Origin of the sequence: Acinetobacter sp. WC-743 (genome assembly GCF_000335555.1) — a bacterium.
In the GTDB taxonomy this organism is placed as follows: domain Bacteria; phylum Pseudomonadota; class Gammaproteobacteria; order Pseudomonadales; family Moraxellaceae; genus Acinetobacter; species Acinetobacter bereziniae.
In genome coordinates this window covers 42,143-61,105 of record NZ_AMFQ01000060.1, presented here as the reverse complement: position 1 = coordinate 61,105, position 18,963 = coordinate 42,143, and the positions used below count along the sequence as shown (strand labels likewise).

At 36.0% G+C, this 18,963-nt stretch carries 23 protein-coding genes; 12 read left to right on the top strand and 11 right to left on the bottom strand.

Annotation, left to right across the window (positions count from 1 at the left end):
- Positions 1-7: 7 nt before the first annotated feature.
- Positions 8-631, bottom strand: a complete 624-nt coding sequence (locus tag ACINWC743_RS07685) for a hypothetical protein (protein WP_035300652.1) — start codon at positions 629-631, stop codon at positions 8-10.
- A gap of 435 nt (positions 632-1,066) precedes the next feature.
- On the opposite strand from ACINWC743_RS07685, the gene ACINWC743_RS07680 reads away from it, so the two are divergent.
- Complete coding sequence (locus ACINWC743_RS07680; protein WP_035300637.1) at positions 1,067-2,371, top strand: hypothetical protein; 1,305 nt, start codon at positions 1,067-1,069, stop codon at positions 2,369-2,371.
- Positions 2,372-2,405: 34 nt separating this feature from the next.
- Here the strand turns inward: ACINWC743_RS07680 and ACINWC743_RS07675 are convergent, their stop codons facing one another.
- Positions 2,406-4,076, bottom strand: coding sequence for an FMN-binding glutamate synthase family protein (locus ACINWC743_RS07675; protein WP_004830921.1), 1,671 nt, complete (start codon positions 4,074-4,076; stop codon positions 2,406-2,408).
- A 186-nt stretch (positions 4,077-4,262) separates the two neighbouring features.
- Between ACINWC743_RS07675 and ACINWC743_RS07670 the strand changes: the two genes are divergently transcribed.
- Positions 4,263-4,478 (top strand): hypothetical protein, encoded by a 216-nt coding sequence (locus ACINWC743_RS07670; protein ID WP_009585007.1) that lies wholly within the window; start codon positions 4,263-4,265, stop codon positions 4,476-4,478.
- 89 nt (positions 4,479-4,567) lie between these two features.
- On the opposite strand, the gene ACINWC743_RS07665 is transcribed toward ACINWC743_RS07670, so the two are convergent.
- Entirely contained in the window at positions 4,568-5,731 is a 1,164-nt protein-coding gene (locus tag ACINWC743_RS07665) for a cupin domain-containing protein (RefSeq protein WP_009585010.1), read from the bottom strand.
- A 162-nt stretch (positions 5,732-5,893) separates the two neighbouring features.
- On the opposite strand from ACINWC743_RS07665, the gene ACINWC743_RS07660 reads away from it, so the two are divergent.
- Positions 5,894-6,163 (top strand): hypothetical protein, encoded by a 270-nt coding sequence (locus ACINWC743_RS07660; RefSeq protein ID WP_035300634.1) that lies wholly within the window; start codon positions 5,894-5,896, stop codon positions 6,161-6,163.
- 8 nt (positions 6,164-6,171) lie between these two features.
- Positions 6,172-6,651 (top strand): PDZ domain-containing protein, encoded by a 480-nt coding sequence (locus tag ACINWC743_RS25270; RefSeq protein WP_336020733.1) that lies wholly within the window; start codon positions 6,172-6,174, stop codon positions 6,649-6,651.
- A 57-nt stretch (positions 6,652-6,708) separates the two neighbouring features.
- Here the strand turns inward: ACINWC743_RS25270 and ACINWC743_RS07650 are convergent, their stop codons facing one another.
- Positions 6,709-7,302 (bottom strand): Maf family protein, encoded by a 594-nt coding sequence (locus ACINWC743_RS07650; RefSeq protein WP_009584997.1) that lies wholly within the window; start codon positions 7,300-7,302, stop codon positions 6,709-6,711.
- Between the two features lie 20 nt (positions 7,303-7,322).
- Positions 7,323-7,706 carry a DUF2237 family protein gene (locus tag ACINWC743_RS07645; RefSeq protein WP_004720680.1) on the bottom strand — a complete coding sequence of 128 codons (384 nt, stop codon included), beginning with the start codon at positions 7,704-7,706 and terminating at the stop codon, positions 7,323-7,325.
- A gap of 139 nt (positions 7,707-7,845) precedes the next feature.
- Between ACINWC743_RS07645 and ACINWC743_RS07640 the strand changes: the two genes are divergently transcribed.
- The 5 genes from ACINWC743_RS07640 to ACINWC743_RS07620 all read left to right on the top strand — a co-directional run bounded on the left by ACINWC743_RS07640 (position 7,846) and on the right by ACINWC743_RS07620 (position 12,406).
- On the top strand, positions 7,846-9,033 hold the full coding sequence (locus tag ACINWC743_RS07640; protein ID WP_009585009.1) for a phosphoglycerate kinase: 1,188 nt from the start codon (positions 7,846-7,848) through the stop codon (positions 9,031-9,033).
- Positions 9,034-9,180: 147 nt separating this feature from the next.
- Entirely contained in the window at positions 9,181-9,459 is a 279-nt protein-coding gene (locus ACINWC743_RS07635) for a hypothetical protein (protein ID WP_004830912.1), read from the top strand.
- Positions 9,460-9,587: 128 nt separating this feature from the next.
- A complete protein-coding gene (gene fba, locus ACINWC743_RS07630) occupies positions 9,588-10,625 on the top strand; it encodes a class II fructose-bisphosphate aldolase (RefSeq protein WP_004830911.1) in 1,038 nt (345 codons plus the stop codon).
- Between the two features lie 134 nt (positions 10,626-10,759).
- Positions 10,760-11,611, top strand: coding sequence for a DMT family transporter (locus ACINWC743_RS07625; protein ID WP_009585004.1), 852 nt, complete (start codon positions 10,760-10,762; stop codon positions 11,609-11,611).
- 195 nt (positions 11,612-11,806) lie between these two features.
- Positions 11,807-12,406 carry a GNAT family N-acetyltransferase gene (locus ACINWC743_RS07620; protein ID WP_005029141.1) on the top strand — a complete coding sequence of 200 codons (600 nt, stop codon included), beginning with the start codon at positions 11,807-11,809 and terminating at the stop codon, positions 12,404-12,406.
- A gap of 56 nt (positions 12,407-12,462) precedes the next feature.
- Here the strand turns inward: ACINWC743_RS07620 and ACINWC743_RS07615 are convergent, their stop codons facing one another.
- The 5 genes from ACINWC743_RS07615 to ACINWC743_RS07595 form a co-directional block, all read right to left on the bottom strand.
- Entirely contained in the window at positions 12,463-13,005 is a 543-nt protein-coding gene (locus tag ACINWC743_RS07615) for a CbrC family protein (protein WP_009584983.1), read from the bottom strand.
- 38 nt (positions 13,006-13,043) lie between these two features.
- Positions 13,044-14,084, bottom strand: a complete 1,041-nt coding sequence (locus ACINWC743_RS07610; protein WP_009585003.1) for a helix-turn-helix domain-containing protein — start codon at positions 14,082-14,084, stop codon at positions 13,044-13,046.
- 199 nt (positions 14,085-14,283) lie between these two features.
- Complete coding sequence (locus ACINWC743_RS07605; protein WP_009584998.1) at positions 14,284-14,922, bottom strand: DUF4304 domain-containing protein; 639 nt, start codon at positions 14,920-14,922, stop codon at positions 14,284-14,286.
- Positions 14,923-14,963: 41 nt separating this feature from the next.
- On the bottom strand, positions 14,964-15,647 hold the full coding sequence (locus ACINWC743_RS07600) for a hypothetical protein (RefSeq protein ID WP_009585001.1): 684 nt from the start codon (positions 15,645-15,647) through the stop codon (positions 14,964-14,966).
- A gap of 27 nt (positions 15,648-15,674) precedes the next feature.
- Entirely contained in the window at positions 15,675-16,325 is a 651-nt protein-coding gene (locus ACINWC743_RS07595; RefSeq protein ID WP_009584986.1) for a hypothetical protein, read from the bottom strand.
- 102 nt (positions 16,326-16,427) lie between these two features.
- Between ACINWC743_RS07595 and ispF the strand changes: the two genes are divergently transcribed.
- Positions 16,428-16,922 carry a 2-C-methyl-D-erythritol 2,4-cyclodiphosphate synthase gene (gene ispF / locus ACINWC743_RS07590; RefSeq protein ID WP_004830903.1) on the top strand — a complete coding sequence of 165 codons (495 nt, stop codon included), beginning with the start codon at positions 16,428-16,430 and terminating at the stop codon, positions 16,920-16,922.
- A 327-nt stretch (positions 16,923-17,249) separates the two neighbouring features.
- On the opposite strand, the gene rpsT is transcribed toward ispF, so the two are convergent.
- Positions 17,250-17,516, bottom strand: coding sequence for a 30S ribosomal protein S20 (gene rpsT / locus ACINWC743_RS07585; protein ID WP_009584990.1), 267 nt, complete (start codon positions 17,514-17,516; stop codon positions 17,250-17,252).
- 213 nt (positions 17,517-17,729) lie between these two features.
- Here rpsT and ACINWC743_RS07580 point away from each other — a divergent pair, with 213 nt between their 5' ends.
- Together ACINWC743_RS07580 and rraA are read left to right on the top strand one after the other, a co-directional pair.
- Positions 17,730-18,392, top strand: a complete 663-nt coding sequence (locus ACINWC743_RS07580; protein WP_009584994.1) for an NADH(P)-binding protein, PF13460 family — start codon at positions 17,730-17,732, stop codon at positions 18,390-18,392.
- A 15-nt stretch (positions 18,393-18,407) separates the two neighbouring features.
- Positions 18,408-18,920 (top strand): ribonuclease E activity regulator RraA, encoded by a 513-nt coding sequence (rraA, locus tag ACINWC743_RS07575; protein WP_004830901.1) that lies wholly within the window; start codon positions 18,408-18,410, stop codon positions 18,918-18,920.
- The last annotated feature ends 43 nt before the right edge of the window (positions 18,921-18,963 follow it).

Genomic DNA, 18,963 nt, shown 5'->3' with positions numbered 1-18,963 from the left:
TGCCTCATCATTTTGCAGGTAATAATAAAACAGGATCTTCAATATCATAACCTGTTTCTTCAGGAATACCGTAATATTTGACAATAACTAACATCTTATTCTGATTAGGTATGACATAATTTTGTGTGATTTTTATTGTTTGTGCATACTGTAGTGCTTGTTGATTGCTGCTTTTTAACGTAGCAGTGCTAACCCTATATAATGTTTTATACTGAGGAATCTTTTCTGATTGATCATGCCAAGCAGGAACGTATCGTGTTTGACTTTTCACGATCTGAATTTTTGCCGTATTGGCATTGCCAGTAAGCAGAGGTATCAATCGCTTTTTTATTTTCGCGAGGTCTTTTTCAAATTGAGTACCATCTTGATCATAATCAATTTGGTGAGTTTTAGGATGAACGTAGAGGGATTTAACTTCAATCAAACGATCTGGTGATTTGCTATTTAACTGGTAATAATATAATTGTGCTAGGCGTCCACTTTCATCTTCAAAATGTCTGAGTAAATAAAGTTTTTGTTCTTTTGTTTCATAGCCGAGTACTTCAATGTGTTGACCCCCTCCCACAGTAGCATAACAATGTAATGACATTGTAAGAGTCATGCCGATGGATAAGTATTTTAAAAAGTGCATGAGTTGATATTCTTTTGATGCGTGTTTGTTATTTTGCATAATTTTTATCCAACTAAACGTAGTCTTTAAGTAATTCATGTGTTGTATAACTACAGACTTTATTTGTTCACTTTTTTCAACACCTGATTAAATTTAAAATTCGTTCTTTCTCTGCTTTTTTATAGAGTGAGGAATCTGAGAAAATGTTGATATGTTTTTAACCATTTATCCTCCTGTTTGGATGATGAAATGTGATAGGTGAGCATTTACTGGTAGATGTAAAATGACCAGGTACTGATATTTTAAACTAAAATGTAATGTGTAGAAAAATGATGATTTAAAACTTTATTTTGTTATCAGTATCCATCAATATTCGGGTTATAATCAATTGCTGTTTTTAATATGAAAAAGATATGGTTAAACAATATCTTTAGATAGAATTTAAGCTTATAAGAAATGATGCATATAGATAATCTTGCTGAAGAAAGTGGAAATATTAGTTTTGTAGAATATACAGCAACAGGGATATTCATCTTAAAAATTGAAAAAAGAAAATATCGTGGGACGAAAATACAATCACAAGTTTTTGAATTACACGATGATGTCCAAGTAATTTTTAATTCTTTGGATAAGGATATATATGCGGTATTCAATAAAACCAAGCAAATACTTTATTTGAATGATCAGATTCAATCAGTTGATCACTTTGATGCAGTATTGAATTTGCGTAAATCATTCAGTTTTAGCATGGCTGTTTTGTTGTTTGCTGTCGTTGTATATCCTTTTTATCAATATTTTATGGATGGAACTATTTATTATTTTGATACGTTTATGCATTTGGCAATACTGACTTTGGTCAGTTGCTTTGTTTACTTTATTTTTGAATGTCTAAAATTAAATCGACAAAAAACCAGCAATATTGAAGCTTTGTTTCATATGTTAAAGCTACCTGTCTTGAGTAAAAGAACTTTAGACAGTTTAAAACTCACGAATTCATATTTCTATGAGTTTGATCAATTGTATGATTTAAGCTTAATCAATCAATTGAGGCTTGGTCGAAATGATAGAGAATTAAAAACTCAATTAGCGCAGCACACTCAAAAATTGGTCCAGTTTGGTTTAACTCAACATGAACTTGCCAAATTTAAAGTGGAATCCATTTCTGGAATATTGGATCAATATATAATAGAAAAGAGGGAATCAACCACTGCATATCCTGATGCTTTAACTGAAGTGAGATTTAATCTGCAAGGAACAAATTTCTATAGTTATTTAGATGATTTCCACTTTGTTCAAGGTACTGAGATAGAGATGATCATTTCTCAACGAGCGGATTCAACAGGTCAATATGCTTGGTTGATTTATGATTATCATCAGTATTTAACCATAGATGAGGAGTTGCTACAGGTATTACAAAGACCGCCATTCCCACAAAGTAACCACGAAAAATATATGGAAACTCTAAGATTAATATTAGGTTTTATTGTTTTAGTTAGCTTTATCTTATTTGATATTTTTGCAGCCTGTGTTGCATTTATTATCAGTATAGCAGGCTATTATTATTTTCAATTTTGTTATGCTGTTTTCTTAAAATTTTCATTCAGCAAAGATATTTATGCTTATTTGGGATATCAATCCGTTGAATTATTTCAAATGGTAAATCTTAAAGAATTGAAGCAAGGCAATTTTAAACCCGTACATCTAGCTGCAATTGCACGACCAAGTCGTACAGGATTTAACATCGAAAAAAGGAGATCATGATGATCTCCTTAATCAGATGCTTAGTTCTGGTTGTTTAAAAGCGTTCAGCGCTTGCTAAATTCCACATTCTAAAATAGAAATTTTCTTCATCTTTATCTTCACAACACAATAACTCACCATCTTTCATCCAAAAGTGCAATTGAGCATAATTCTTGATTTCACGGTCATTAATACGTTGCGCAAGATGATGTGCTTTGATTTCAGCTGGGTGTTGTAATCCTGCTGCAGCAATCATTTCAGCCAGTGCTTTTAAGGTATTTTTTTGAAAGTTGAATACACGATCTGCTTTTGATGGAACATCAAGTGCTTTTTGGCGTTCTTTATTTTGTGTTGCGACACCTACTGGGCATTGGTTGGTGTGGCAGCTTTGAGCTTGGATACAGCCAACTGCAAACATAAAGCCTCGAGCGGAATTAACCCAATCTGCACCCATTGCCATCGTACTTGCAATATCAAAGGCGCTGATAATCTTACCACTTGCCCCGATTTTAACTTGGGAGCGTAAACCTGCGCCAACGAGGGTATTGTGAACAAACAGTAGACCTTCACGCAAAGGTGTTCCCATATGATCAATTAACTCAATTGGAGCTGCACCTGTACCACCTTCTGAACCATCCACAACGATAAAGTCAGGTACAATTTTGGTTTGTAACATTGCTTTGACAATACTCATAAACTGCCAAGGCTGACCAATACATAGTTTAAATCCGACAGGCTTACCATTCGATAATTCACGTAATTGCTGAATAAAGTACATCATTTCAATCGGTGTACTAAATGCTGAATGCGACGCTGGTGAAACACAGTCAACATCCATTGAAACACCACGTATTTCAGCGATTTCTTTAGTAATTTTATCTTTTGGAAGGATTCCGCCATGACCCGGTTTTGCGCCTTGTGACAGTTTAATTTCAATCATTTTGATTTGGGGCAAAGCCGCTTGTTGCTTGAATTTTTCAGGATCAAATTTGCCATCTAAAGTTCGGCAGCCAAAGTAACCACTGGCAATTTCCCAAACAATATCACCACCTGGTTTGAGGTGATAAGGGCTTAGACTTCCTTCACCAGTATCATGATAAAAGTTGCCTTTTTTTGCGCCTGTATTCAAAGCCAAAATAGCGTTAGCACTTAAACTACCAAAACTCATTGCAGAGATATTCATGATCGATGCGCTATAGGGTTGAGTGCATTGATCATTGCCGATACTGATTCTGAATGTATTAAAGTCAGCGGGAGTTTTAGGTGTCATCGAGTGAGTTAAGAAACGATAATCTTCTTGATATACATCGATAATTGAACCAAAGGGTTTGTCTGCATTTTCATTTTTGGCACGTTGATAAACAAGACTTCGTTGTGCACGTGAAAAGGGTAAAGCATCATTATCAGATTCAATAAAATATTGACGGATTTCAGGGCGTATATCTTCAAAGAAAAAGCGAAAATGTCCCATCAAAGGGTAATTTCTTAGAATAGAATGTTGTGTTTGAATAATGTCGGCAAAACCTATCGCAGCAAGGATCGAGAAAACAACCCATGCTAAATTCAGAACGGTGTCTGAAAAGAAATAATAGATATAATGACCTTCATTAAAAAAAATAATCCAAGTTAAAAATAACGAGAGAAAAATACAAATGAACCAAACGGAATAACGGGAGAAAAATGTATTTAAAAGTTGATGTCGAATTGCTTGCGCAGGGCTTGCCATGTTGGAATATCTCTTTCATTATCTGGTGTTAAGTTGCCTAAATTTACAAAAGAGCTCAAGTAACGATTTGTTAGACTTGAGAATGGTTCTAGATTAATACAGGAATGATTTCTTTTTTTGAAGATTTGAGGTACTTTGCCTATATTGTGTGTCGAATAATGTATCGAAAATAAAAAGGAATCGAAAATGTTTGAAGAGTTTCTGACAAAATTGTTAAACCCTAGTATCAGTTTTTTAGCCATTTATGTTTCTGTGATCGTTGTTATTGCTTATATCGGGCTATTGTTCCAGTTTTTTAAAATAAAAAATCTAAAGCAGGAAAATGAGACATTAAAGTATCAGTTAAGTTCTCAAGCTCACTCAAAAATCAGCTTGAGCAAACATGAGGGAATTATTTCTTAAAAATTATGTTGAAAGTGAATTGATAGAGATAAAGCCTGAATTTTCAGGCTTTATCTAAGCGTTGCATTGTTAGAGCTAGATTGCGAATTTTATTCATCAGTGGGAACAAGCATCAAGATAGATTCATTCAATAAACCCGCAATATCTTCTAAAATTTCTTGTTCAGATAATTGAGGATTTAATGCTACAGCGTGACCATCTGCAATCTGTTTTAAAAATGGTGTAAATACAGTAGAAATACAGATAGATTCACCATTTGCCCAGAACAATAGTTGATTGTTTTGTTCAAGATAGATCAATCTTGATGCTGGTTCGATTTGGAGTAAGTAACCTTGCTCAAGTACTTCTTCCAAATCACCCGTCCCAATTGCTTCCGCATCTGGAATATTTTCAGGATATTTAGGTTCAGCCATCAAACTCATAATCGCATCTTCTAATACATCAGATTGATTTAATTGAGCCAATAATTCTGTTTTTAAATACTCGAGTTCAGCTTGAGTCACTTGCCCAATGGGGTTTTGCTTATGTCGTAATACATCTAACAAGGGATTACGTAAGCGTTGGTCTTCTACAAATTTATCACTTACACGATCCATCATGTCAGCAATATTTGGCATACGGAAACCAAAAGAGTAGGTGAGGCATTCGTCCTCTGCAACACCATAATGTGCTAAGCCTGGAGGTACGTAAAGCAAATCTCCGGGTGCTAAAACTTCATCAAAATTGATCTCTATATTCGGGAGCAACTTTAATGGTTGTCCTACGACAAACTCAGACTCAGCATCACACATTTGTCCCAACTGCCAACGTCGATGTCCAAAGCCTTGTACGAGAAAAACATCATAAAAGTCAAAATGCTGACCGACTGAACCACCTTTAGGTGCGTAAGAGACCATGATGTCATCACGGCGCCATTGAGGAATAAAAGGAAATTTCTTCCAAAGTTCTGCCAAGTCGAAAGAGTAGTGATCAACTGCTTGAACCAATAAGGTCCAAAGTTTAGGCATTTTTTGAAAATCACCTTTGATGAGAGGGGATGTTTTTACTGACCATTGATTTGGGTCTTTGTCTTTTTGTTTGATTAGACGTGCAGTGATGTTTTCATCAAGTGCAAGCTCCATCACGTCATCAGGTACTAAAATCTCTGCAATTTCGGGAAGTGCGTTGCGGACTAATAATGGTTTTTTTTGCCAATATTCTGCGAGAAATTGTTCAGCAGTAATTCCACCAAGAACATCTAAAGGAAGTGACATGAAAATAGCCTAAGCAAATTTGAATCTATAATGTGCTATTGTCTTATGGGATGAAAGGTAGTGCAAGATAAAAGCAAATATAATTAACATAGGATTATGGATTTTCTATTAAAAATTCTTATAGAATTGGATAAATTTAAGCAATAAAAAATTGGTCTTCATATGAAATTTAAATTTTTTTCCTTGATTTTACTTTTAACCGTGACAAATGCTAATGCGGAAAATATGTCTTTTAATAATTTAAATAACAATCAAAAATATCCAGCTCAATCTAAGCCTGAAATAATTAAAACAGATAATTTTGAGGAAGATTTAGAGAATTTAATCAAAAATGGATATATACCTATTAAATTAGAAACTTATCTAGATAGTTCAATTTTTTCAAATTATGCCAGTAGTATTACCAAGTTACAAAATAATGCAAAAAACTAGGAGCAGAAATTGTTCTTTTCAGTAAGTCTGATCACAATGTTACATCAATAGTAACAGATTATAAATTATCAAATTTTAGTGAGATTCCTCAATCTCAAAAAGATTTTGAAAGTTATAATAGTGGTTCTCAAACATATATAAATGGATCTTTAACTCGGTCATCACAACGTTCGGTAAGCTCGATTGAATACAAAGTATCTTATTTTTATAAATTTAACTCAGTAACTGGTATATACCCAAAAGACTTATCAGATGATGAAAAAAATAAAGTGGGGTTAATGACAGGAGTTAAAGTAATTGAGATATCAGCTCAATCTCCCGCAGCCAGTCAAATTATAAAAAATGATATTATTCTAAAAATAGGTAACGATAATATTATGAATGTGAATAGTTTTGTTGAATCCTCAAATAATTTAAAAAAAGGTTTTGTTATCTTAGAAATTCTACGTAAAGGGCAAAAAATTAATAAAATGGTTGCTATAAATTAATATAAGGTTGAGTAAGAAAATCATATTAAAATTGATCTCATAACAAACAGAAGCTTATTAAGGCATCTGAATTCCAAGTTCCCTTAAAATCCCACATAGCTGAATCATGGGCATACCCATCAAGGTTGTTTGGTCTTGCCCAATCATTTGTTCAAACAAACTGATGCCTAGACTTTCACATTTAAAACTACCAGCACAATGTAAAGGTTGGTCGATTTCAATATATCGCTCAATTTCTGCAAGCGTTAAATCACGAAATTTCACATGATAATGTTCGACCAAAGTATGTTCAAAGCCTGTAGCTAAGTGCTGAACACTTAAAGCAGTACTAAAAAAGACATTTTTACCAGAATTTGCTTGAAGTTGTTGAATTGCCTTATCTATGGCTAAGGGTTTTCCAATAAATTCTTGAGGGGCATTTTCACGCCATGCGACTTGATCTGACCCGATCACAATTGCATTGGGATGTGCCTTTGCAATGATTCTAGCTTTTTCAAAAGCCAAGCGTTTCGCCAGATCATCTGCATGAGATTCATTTTTTGGAGACTCGTCAATATCAGGTGAAATACAACGATACTCCAAGCCTATACGATTCATTAAATCTTTACGGGTTTGACTGGAAGATGCCAAAATAATTTCAGAATGAGTCATGTTTCGTCTTATGTGCCCAGTTATACTGCGTATTCCATTAAAAGATCTAAAGGCACATATGCCAGAACAGCTTGATGGCATGCTTGTAGTTTCACCCGAGGCGCCATGTCATTTTGGTAAGCTTCAACCCAACGAGTGACACATAAGCACCAGAAATCTCCAGGTTGAAGTCCAGGAAAGCCGTGTTCAGGAAGAGGTGTAATTAAATCATTACCCACTTTTTGAGAAAAATTGAGAAATTCAGAGGTCATTTCAGCACATACGGTATGTTGACCTAAATCCGTTGTGGCTGTATGACAAAAACCATTACGAAAATAACCAGTGATGGGTGAAAAGCAACAACTTGCTAAAGGCTCACCTAAAACATTTAAACCATTGATTTTAGGATCTGGATGAAAAGACATAAGCGTATAAAATTAAAAAGTTTGTCCTATAATAATCAAATCTCAACATTTCTACAGCTTTTCTACAAAAGTATCTAACCTTTTTTTGTGTAATCATTTAGAATCTACGCGATTTTTAATATCTATAAGAGAGCTATACATGAATTTTCAGCGTATGACTGACCTCGATTTAACAGGCAAGCGTGTACTTATTCGTGAAGACTTAAACGTACCTGTTAAAAATGGTGTGATTACCAGTGATGCACGTTTACGCGCTGCGTTACCAACTATTAAATTAGCCCTTGAGAAAGGGGCTGCGGTAATGGTTTATTCTCACCTTGGTCGTCCAGTTGAAGGTGAACCAAAAGAAGAACAATCATTGGCTCCTGTAGCAGCTTATTTGACTGAGGCATTGGGTCAGGAAGTTAAATTATTTACAGAATATTTAGATGGTGTTGAGGTTGCAGCTGGTCAAGTTGTTTTACTTGAAAACTGTCGTTTCAATGTCGGTGAAAAGAAAAACAATGCTGATCTTGCAGCAAAATATGCAGCGCTTTGCGATGTATTTGTCATGGATGCATTTGGTACTGCGCACCGTGCGGAAGCTTCAACTGAAGGTGTTGCTCGTTTAGCAAAAGTTGCAGCAGCAGGTCCATTGCTTGCAGCAGAATTAGATGCTTTAGGTCGTGCGCTTCAAACACCTGAAAAGCCAATGGTTGCAATTGTTGCAGGTTCAAAAGTTTCAACCAAGCTTGATGTTTTAACATCACTTTCAGACATTTGCGATCAATTGATTGTGGGTGGCGGAATTGCCAATACTTTCTTAGCCGCAGCGGGTTTCAATGTCGGCAAATCATTATGTGAAAATGATTTAATTGATACCGCTAAAGCAATCGCTGCTAAAGTATCTGTTCCACTTCCTACAGATGTTGTGGTTGCGGATGCTGGAGAAATCGATTTTGCAGACTTCTTAGGTTCATTGGCAAAAGCGAAAGCAGTGGTTAAAAAGGTTGAAGATGTTGCTGACAATGACATGATTTTAGATGTTGGTCCAGAAACAGCGCAAATGTTTGCAAAGATTTTAAAGACGTCGAAAACAATTCTTTGGAATGGTCCAGTTGGCGTTTTTGAAGTTGATCAATTTGGTGAAGGTACAAAGACACTTTCATTGGCAATTGCTGAATCGGCAGGATTCTCGATTGCAGGTGGTGGTGATACTTTGGCTGCTATTGATAAATATGAAGTTGCTGACAAAATTGGTTATATTTCAACAGGTGGTGGTGCATTCCTTGAGTTTGTTGAAGGAAAAACCCTTCCAGCAGTTGCGGTTTTGCTTGAACGTGCGTAATTGATATTTAAGTAATGATGACGTTTTGATGAAGGGCTGACCATGTGTCAGCCTTTTTTCATAAAGTTGATTCACTTTAAAGTAATAAAAATGAAATATAACTGCAATAAACTAAGATAAATCCAATCACCAACACTGGGAAATGTGATGAAATTAAAATTTGCACTTGTCGCTCTTATTCTTGCTCCTTTGGCTCTTACAGCATGTTCTAAAAAAGAACAAGCGCCAGCTTCGGAACAAACTTCTACTTCTGAAGCTGTTGCAACTGAATCAGCAAATACGACTCCAGAACAACAAGCTGCGATTGATGCAATTGATCAACCTGTTTTGGATGAAAAAAATACTGATGTTCCTGCTGAGAAAGCCAATGCACCTGCTGATGCAGCAACTCCAGCGACAGAAGAAGAAGCGCCTAAAGCTCAATAATCTTTTTAAATGTTGTTATTTGTTAAAAGTCCTCGCAAACGCGGGGATTTTTTATGAAATAGTCAATATTGTTGCTGAATTGAAATAAATCAGCATGTAGAATATGGGGCATTACTTGGGAGGATATTATGGCTCTTATTTCATTGCGCCAACTCTTGGATCATGCCGGTGAGCATAGCTACGGTGTTCCAGCGTTTAATGTAAACAACTTAGAACAAATGCGCGCAATTATGTTAGCCGCTGACGAAACAAATTCGCCTGTAATCGTGCAAGCTTCTGCTGGTGCGCGTAAGTATGCAGGTGCACCGTTTTTACGTCATCTAATTCTAGCTGCGATCGAAGAGTGGCCGCATATTCCAGTGGTGATGCACCAAGATCATGGTACAAGCCCAGACGTTTGCCAACGCTCAATCCAACTAGGCTTTTCATCAGTGATGATGGATGGTTCATTGGGTGCTGATGGTAAAACACCAACCTCTTATGAATATAATGTCGATGTAACTCGCCGTACTGTTGAAATGGCACATGCTTGTGGTGTTTCAGTAGAAGGTGAGATTGGTTGTTTAGGTAGCCTTGAAACAGGTATGGCTGGCGAAGAAGATGGCGTGGGTGCTGAAGGCGTTCTTGATCATTCTCAATTACTAACTTCTGTTGAAGAAGCTCGTCAATTTGTATCTGATACTAATGTTGATGCTTTAGCTATTGCTGTTGGTACTTCGCATGGTGCTTACAAATTTACACGTCCACCTACAGGCGACATCTTAGCAATTGACCGTATTAAAGAAATTCATGCGGCACTACCAAATACTCACCTTGTTATGCATGGTTCAAGCTCTGTACCACAAGAGTGGTTGGCTGTGATTAACCAATATGGCGGCGACATCAAAGAAACTTATGGTGTTCCTGTTGAGCAATTGGTTGAAGCCATCAAACATGGTGTACGTAAAATCAATATTGATACAGATTTACGTTTAGCTTCTACAGGTGCAATGCGTCGTATGATGGCTGAAAAACCAAGTGAATTTGATCCACGTAAATTCTTTGGTGAAACTGTCGAAGCAATGAAACAAATTTGTGTAGATCGTTACACAGCATTTGGTACTGCGGGTAATGCAGACAAAATTCGCCCAATTTCTTTAGAAAAAATGGTTGATCGTTATAAATAATCTTTAAAGATGATTGAACATAGAAAGCCCACTCTAGTGTAGTGGGCTTTTTGCTGGCTAAATGTTAGACAACGTTATTCTGGGATAAATTTTTCGAAAATTTCTCCAACAAACTGATCGGATGAAACTCAATTATGGAACTCATATTTTCAGCAGCTTTATGTAGTGTGTTGGTCTCAATGCTTTTAAAATTTACCAAACAAAAAGGCTTTGATGCATTACAGATGATTGCTTGGAATTATGCGATTGCAAGTTTATTGAGTTATCTTTGGTTTAAGCCAGATTTGGTGCATATTTCAATTTCAAATACACCTTGGTGGTTGATTGTTGGGCTTGGGGTTGTATTACCGAGTATTTTCTTTTGTTTGTCTAAATCATTACAAAGTGCAGGAATACTGAGAACTGAAATCGCTCAGCGTTTATCGGTTGTTTTATCACTTTTGGCTGCATATTTTTTATTTCAAGAACAGTTCAACCAATTAAAAATAATCGGTATTGGTTTAGGGATTTTTGCAGTTTTATGTATTGTACTTTCACATTCGGATGCATCAAATCAATCTATTAATAAAAAGGGCATGCTGTACTTACTCAGTGTATGGGGAGGCTATGCCTTAGTTGATATTTTATTGAAATATACAACCAGTTTGGGGCTTCAATTTCCAGTCACACTCACCCTGATGTTTATCTGTTCTTTTGTCTTATCAATAGGCTATTTAGTACTTCAAAAGACACAATGGAAAATCCAAAATTTATGTGCAGGACTGGTGTTAGGCGTTTTAAATTTTGCCAATATTGCATTGTATGTCAAAGCTCATCTTTTACTCAAAGATTCTCCTGCAGTTGTTTTTGCTGGAATGAATATTTTGGTGGTCTTAATGGGGGTGATGGCAGGTTTGGTAATTTTTAAAGAAAAACTCAAAGTTGTTACAGCTTTAGGTTTAGTTTTGGGTTTACTCGGTGTGATTTGCCTAGCGTTGGCGATTTAGATTCTAAAATTAACCTGTGGCTTTAGCGTTTTAAATTTTCAAATTTTTAACGAATTGCGTTGTGGAATCATGGTCTAAAAAATAATCTCTTGCCTTCGTTTGAAAAGTTGTCATGAGAACTTCATATTTTGATCATAAAAGATTCAAAAATATAGCGGACAATCGGGGAGCTTCCTCTACATCGGTGTAACTGCTATGAATCAAGATATTTTTTCACCGCTTTATGCAGCCTTGCAAACACCGCATGTACAGCTGTTGCCCTTGCAGGTTGAGCACGAAAAGGCGCTAATCGAGGTATGTAAAGATGGAAAACTATGGCAGCTAGAATATACTTCGGTGCCACATTACACGCAGATTCAGACTTATATCGCTAAAGCGCTTGAGCAAAAGTCACAAGGTTTACGTGTTCCATTTGTAGTTTTAGATCAACATACACATCGTATCGTCGGTACAACCAGTTTTAGAGATTTTGTTTGGGATGTACGTCGGGTTGAGATTGGTTATACCTGGTATGCCCAATCTGCTCAACGTAGCCACATCAATACCAGTTGTAAATTTTTACTTCTTCAATATGCTTTTGAGACTTTGCACGCCAATTCAGTTGCCTTACGTACGGATATACGCAATGTAAAGAGTCAAAAAGCAATTGAACGATTGGGTGCTCAACGTGATGGTATTCTACGTCAAGATGCCCTAAGAAAAGATGGTTCTGTTCGAGATACGGTGATGTATAGTATTTTGAAAGAAGAGTGGCTTGAGATTAAACAGCATTTGACTCAATTATTATCTCGCTAGGCGATTGATAAAGTTACTATTTATTGAGCCACAAGTATGCTGTTTTATTTCTCTTTTTAACTACAATCGATATGTAAGCGATGTTGTTGGCAATGAAGGCATTGAAACAGATAACCTGTTAAATCACCATCGATCCTGAGGTGATCCTGGATAAGCTCTACTGGATAACCATTTTCTTCGATATCGGCTTGGACTTCTTCCCAAATCGGTTTAAGCATTTCACTATCTGCATAAGCGATAAACTGGCATGGCTCATTGCAGTGTACCAACCAAACTTCTTGTTGCCAACTATGATAACTTGGTGTTCGGGTACAGATTTCATTTAAAAATTCAGGATCGATTTTCGGGGATGCATCATCTGGGTTTGAAGAAACGCCTTCAATGCCACAGTAATCATTGTATTCACCATCATATTTTTGTGCTGCTGCACCATTGGCAATACACCACGGACAGATATAATCGGGTTCATCTACGCTATAGAAAGAACATACGTACTTTAAATCACGTTGTTCATTGCAAATCGAACAAATACCATTTTCTTTTTCAAACAGATTCAGTTTGTATGCATTGGGATGATATTTAAACTGGGGATAATTCATATTTTAATTCTTCTCGATCAATGTTTTAAGTAACGAGGCTAACAATAAAATTCTACACGAAAACTTTCGATAAGTTCAGGTGGGACTCGTGTTGTTTGTCCATTGGTTCGCATAAATAATTCACCTTTATAGTATAAAGGGCGATCGGACTTATTACATTTGAACACCAATATAGTTTTTCCTTGAATCTGTATTTCTTCCAAAGTCGTGTAAATATTTGAGATTTTATTGCTTTCATGGGCAAGTTTATCAATCAAACTTCTTTTCATTAAATCAAGTGAATCATTAAAATGTTCAGCAAGTTCCTGTTCAACCCCCACGATTTTTAGATCATCAGCTACCCCAATAAACACATAACCATTTCTTGTATTCATAAAGGCAAAACAGGCTTTCACCCATTTGTCAGATTTACGATTGGTGAGTAAATCTGTAGTGCGCTCTTTAAATTCGACCCTTTGATTTTCACCCAGTTGTATCAGATTCAAATAGAAGTCAGAGTGAGCAATCTGTTGATAATTTTTTAAAGTATTTTTAATTTTTTCTAATGATTTATAAGCCGTTACGGTTTCTAAATTATGAATATCTTGCCATTGATAAATCAGTTTGGTTTTTAGCTCATTTGCAACTTTGGGGTTTGCAATATATTCAAAGCTCGCGCTAAGTTGCTGCAAAATGTCTCTATAAATGTCATGGCTTGAAACAGGTATAGAAATTTTATTGAAGGTATCTCTGATTTTTTCTAATTTTTTATGAACCTCAAAAGGATCCTGATAAAAACTCAAGTATTTTAATTCATTTAAAATGTGTTCATAAGGGCGATGAAATGAGCTTGGAAAAAGTTGTTTCGGCGGGGTATTAATATATTTTTCAATTAGTTGGAAATAATGTCTAAGTGTTGGATATTTTAAAGCTTGGTAAATGTTGATTTCAAATTTATCAGAAAATGGGGTGGTGGTGTAAGCCTGAAAAAACAACAAGGTTTGGATTTCTTTGTATTTATTGGGGTAGTCATGCCAATGAGTTTCTAGAAACTCATTGAAATTCTTAAACTTATTGGTGATATACATGTTCAAATCCATAGCAACACCTTTTATCCTCTATCATTTGGTGTTCGGTATTTACAACAAATATGTCATCAGACTATTTATATATACTTATATATAAGTGAAATGGGGCGGGAAATAAAGTGTAATGATTTAAATCGTATATTTAAAGTTGTTAGAAAATATAACAAATATTTCAATTTGATGAATAAACACTGAGTTTGAATTTAGAGATTCATTGGGTGATTTGCGGAATAGCCAAACTTGGGTCTTGAAGGAAAGCTTCTAAACGGGCTTTTAAGGATGTTGCACGCTCAGGGACAGAGGGAAGTGCAACTTCTGCTAAATCTTTTACCAGTTCCAAATCACCTGCTGCAGCAGAGACATAGCATAAAGTACACATTTCACTTGGATGTAAAGGTTCTTTGATTGCCTGTGTTGCCTTTTTGATGAAATCTTCTGGCCATTGTGCCATTTCTCCAAAAAAAAGCTGACTTTGGCGATTCCATTCAGAAACTAAAAATTCAACCATTTGAATCGCATCTTGCTCTGATTGGGTATATGACCAATCACTATCATAGTCATTCACTAAACCAGAAATAATTGAACCACGCCATGCACAGTCATAATCACGCATTTTTTCAAACTCTAAGCGTCTCCCCGTACAACCCATTACATATTCACCTAATGGAATAAGATGTATGCCTAGATTAATTTGAAAACAGTGTCTTTTTTTGAAATGCTGAATATCAACAATTCGAATCACTTCACCATCCACTTGCCAGAATACATCAGCTTTTTTAGTAAAGCCTTGTGCTTTTAAAAGTGGATAGAATTGATTGCGTAATAGTAGCGAAATAAATTTTTTATCCATGTTAAATATCGCCCAAGTTTGGTTGAATATGTTAGAAAAAACTAAGTTTGGACAACATAACCAAACAACCCTATTAAGCTCCCATTGGCTGTTAAACCTAAGGCAAGCCTTGGTAATACACAACCCGTAATCACTGTTCCTTTGGGATAGTTTTTATCATCAATTTGCTCTAATAATGTTGCATCACCGATACGGATAAAGGCGGAGTCAATAAAATCTTGTTGTTGAGTAAACCAAGCTCGCATATTTTGCCAAGGTTCAAAATAACTTTCGGGTGATCCTTCACCATCTTGTTCAACTTCATTCCACCATATTGTATTCGTAGTGAATGGTTCTACCGTAATTGTTGCAAGCGGAAAAATCGTATTGGCAAATGCGTGTTGAATGAGCTCAGCGCTAATTGTCTTATTGCTTAAACCATTTGGATAGGCGATATAAAATGCTTGAAAATAATCACCAGAATTCGATCCCATGCCAACTTCTACATTTGCCATAATCTTGGCAATTTGAGTACTGAGCCTTTGGCACAACGCTAATTCGTTCTCATCAATTATGTGATTTAGACGTGCTGGATGTTTTGTAATCGTTCCATCATTATAGACTTGGGTAAAGCGTGAAAGAATATTATTTGGCCATTCATCTTGGTCTGAACCCACATCATAGTTTTGTATGCATTCTGATAATATCGCTAATTTTTCTGGATCAAGCTCAAGTTTTATATTCATTATTTTCTCCTGATCGTATTTTAATTGCTAATCATAAAGGCGATAGATACCACTAAAACGTTCACAACCTTTTTGTTGTGTGGAAACAGATAAAATCGCTTTTTGGAAGTTTAATGTGTATTTACAGTCGTGTTCGTTGTCTAAGATTTCATTCTTTTTTTCAGGGGTCGTATATGCCAGCAATGAAACGGTTTGAGCTTCTTTGCGATTATTAGGATTGCGGTATGCAATGCCTTCAACTTTAATGCGATCCTTACTTAATTGGTGTATTTGCAAATGAATCGGTTGTTTTGCAATTTTTCCATGTTCATATTTAATAAAGTGCTGTGTAAGACTTTGATTCATCGATGTGTAAAAGTTTAAATCTTCAAGGCGAATATCAAACTGTTGTTTGATGCAATCTGAAGTTTTACATTGGCTTAAACGGTTAAGCCATAATTGATGGGTATCATTGACTAAGCGTACAGGTGCATCAGTGACCAGATAGGTGGTGAGGTAACTTTCATTAAGCTGACCACGAAGTTCTTTGTAGGGTGTACTACACAGTTTCTTTAATAAAGCAGAGTCTTCATGTTTGCAGTCAATCGGGAGTGCATAAACAGCAGACGTGCTGATACAGCTCAAAATGAGACCAGATAAAAGTGTTTTAATTTGATTAAATTCTGTATTCAACAGCATGATCGCTTATACTTTCACAATGTTTGCATACGTACTATAGCGAAAGAGAAAGTACGAATACAAGATTTTTAAAACTTAAAAACTGCATAAAGGGAGTTGAAAATGAGCATACCGATTCGTATAGGGCAAGGAATGGATGTACACGCCTTTGAAGAAGGTAACTTTGTTACTTTGGCAGGTATTCAAATTCCTCATACTCATGGCTTAAAAGCACATTCAGATGGTGATGTGGTACTTCATGCATTGTGTGATGCCTTGTTAGGCGCACTGGCGCTTGGTGATATTGGGCAGCATTTTCCTGATACGGATGCAGAATTTAAGGGGGCAGATAGCCGAAAATTATTAAAACACGTTTATCAATTGGTTTTGGATCGTGGCTATGTGTTGAATAATGCCGATATTACGGTTGCTTGTGAGCGTCCAAAACTAGCCAAGCATAATTTGGAAATGCGTCAAAGTATCGCTGATGTGTTAGATGTTGAAGTAACTCAAATTAGTGTGAAAGCAACAACCACAGAAAAATTAGGTTTTACAGGGCGTCAGGAAGGAATATTGTCAACAGCAACAGTTTTGATTTCACATCATGTTAAGGCGTGAGTAGAAATAATATTTGCCTTTTTTTAAAGAGAATGTGATAGCTATCAGAGATAGAAAAGCTAATAAGCTTTAATTTAGATAAATGGCTTATAAGGTGGGGGCTAGAGTTTTGCAGGAGGAAATATGTCAAAGTTCACTGCAAAGCAACAAGCATTTATTGAAGAACATTTAATTGACCTAAATGCTATATAAGCAGATAGTCAATACATGATCTCTAAAAAATAAAGTGCATTTGATTTATTCAAAAATATTGTAGATACCTTGTGTAAGTGATTGATTTTTAGGTACAAAAAAAGCCCTGTAAAGGGCTTTTTTTACATGCATAAATTAGTTAGCTAAAGCTTTAACTTGTGCATTTAAACGGCTCTTATGACGAGCAGCTTTGTTTTTATGGATGATACCTTTATCAGCCATACGGTCAATTACTGGAACCGCAGCTTTATAAGCTTCAGTTGCAGCAGCATATTCACCAGTAGCGATTGCAGCGATTGTGCGTTTGATATAAGTACGTACTATAGAACGCAAGCTTGCGTTGTGTTTACGTGCTTTAACGTTTTGACGAGCACGTTTTTTTGCTTGAGCAGAGTTTGCCACTCGTGCACTCCTTGATTAGATTGGTCTGGGCGGGCTGAAATCACATCTGAAAACCAACATCAGAGGATTATCACCAGCCCGTAAACAAGTGCCATATTGTGATTAAAGAGGTCGGCAAAGTCAAGTCTTGACATGCTTTGACAACATTTTTGTTGAAGAAAAATTTGAAATAAAACGTTAGATTAGTAGTAAATCTAGGAGATTGTTTAAAAAATGACTAATTCGATAAAAAATGCGATTGTGATTGGAGCAACAGGTTTAGTCGGTCAATGTTTAATTGAGCAACTTAATTCGCTTGCAGAATGTGAAAAAATTACCGTAATTGTTCGTCGTCAAATTGCTGAATTTAACCCATACAAAAAAGTTGAGCAATTCGTCTTAGAGGATTTTCTGTTATTAAATGATCAAGATGTGAATGGCTATAGTCATGCCTTTAGTTGCTTAGGGTCTACCATCAAAAAAGCAGGCTCTAAAGAAGCTTTTTACAATATTGATTTTGAAATTAATGCGCACTTTGCAGATTTATTTGAAACAACAGAAACACATTTAATTTTAGTCAGTGCTATGGGCGCAAATGCGGGTTCACCAATTTTTTATAACAGGGTTAAGGGTGAACTTGAGACCTATATTCAGAAACTAGATTTATATCGCTTTTCAATTATTCGACCATCTTTATTGTTGGGTGAAAGAAATGAAAAAAGATTTTTTGAGGATGTGTCACAAAAGCTTTATAGACGATTTTCACACTGGGTACCCAATTCTTTTAAATATAAGCCAGTGACAGCACAGCAAGTGGCTCATACTATGGTCGAGGCTGCACAAACGCAAACTCAGAAAATTGAAATTTATGATAATTTACACATACAAAATGCCTAATTAGGGAGAACTAACGTGACAACAGTACCTTTCGTAACTTGTGATTTACTCGATGACAATCCAGATAAAGAAATTCAAACGCTGATCCCTTCATTAGATGGCAAGTTCTTTAAAAGTTATGGGGCGCGCAAAACGTTTGGCGGTCAAATCGTAACAGTGAAATGCTTTGAAGATAATTCTCGTGTAAAAGAGTTATTGGCGACAGAGGGCGCTGGTAAAGTCTTGGTTGTGGATGGCGGTGCATCCATGCGTTGTGCATTAATGGGCGATATGATTGCTGAATCTGCGGTAAAACATCACTGGAATGGTGTCATTATTTATGGCTGTGTTCGTGATGTAGATGCACTTGCTGAGCTTGATTTGGGGGTGCATGCATTGGCTTCAATTCCGCAAAAAAGTCATCGTAAGGGCATAGGCGAAGTTGATCTTCCACTATATTTTGGCAGTGTAAGCTTTAATTCTGGTGATTATGTTTATGCAGACAACAACGGAATTGTGGTTTCAAAAGAAAAACTATTGGATTTATAGGCGCTCTATAAAAAATATAGAGTGACTGCTCGAGGGTAGCAAA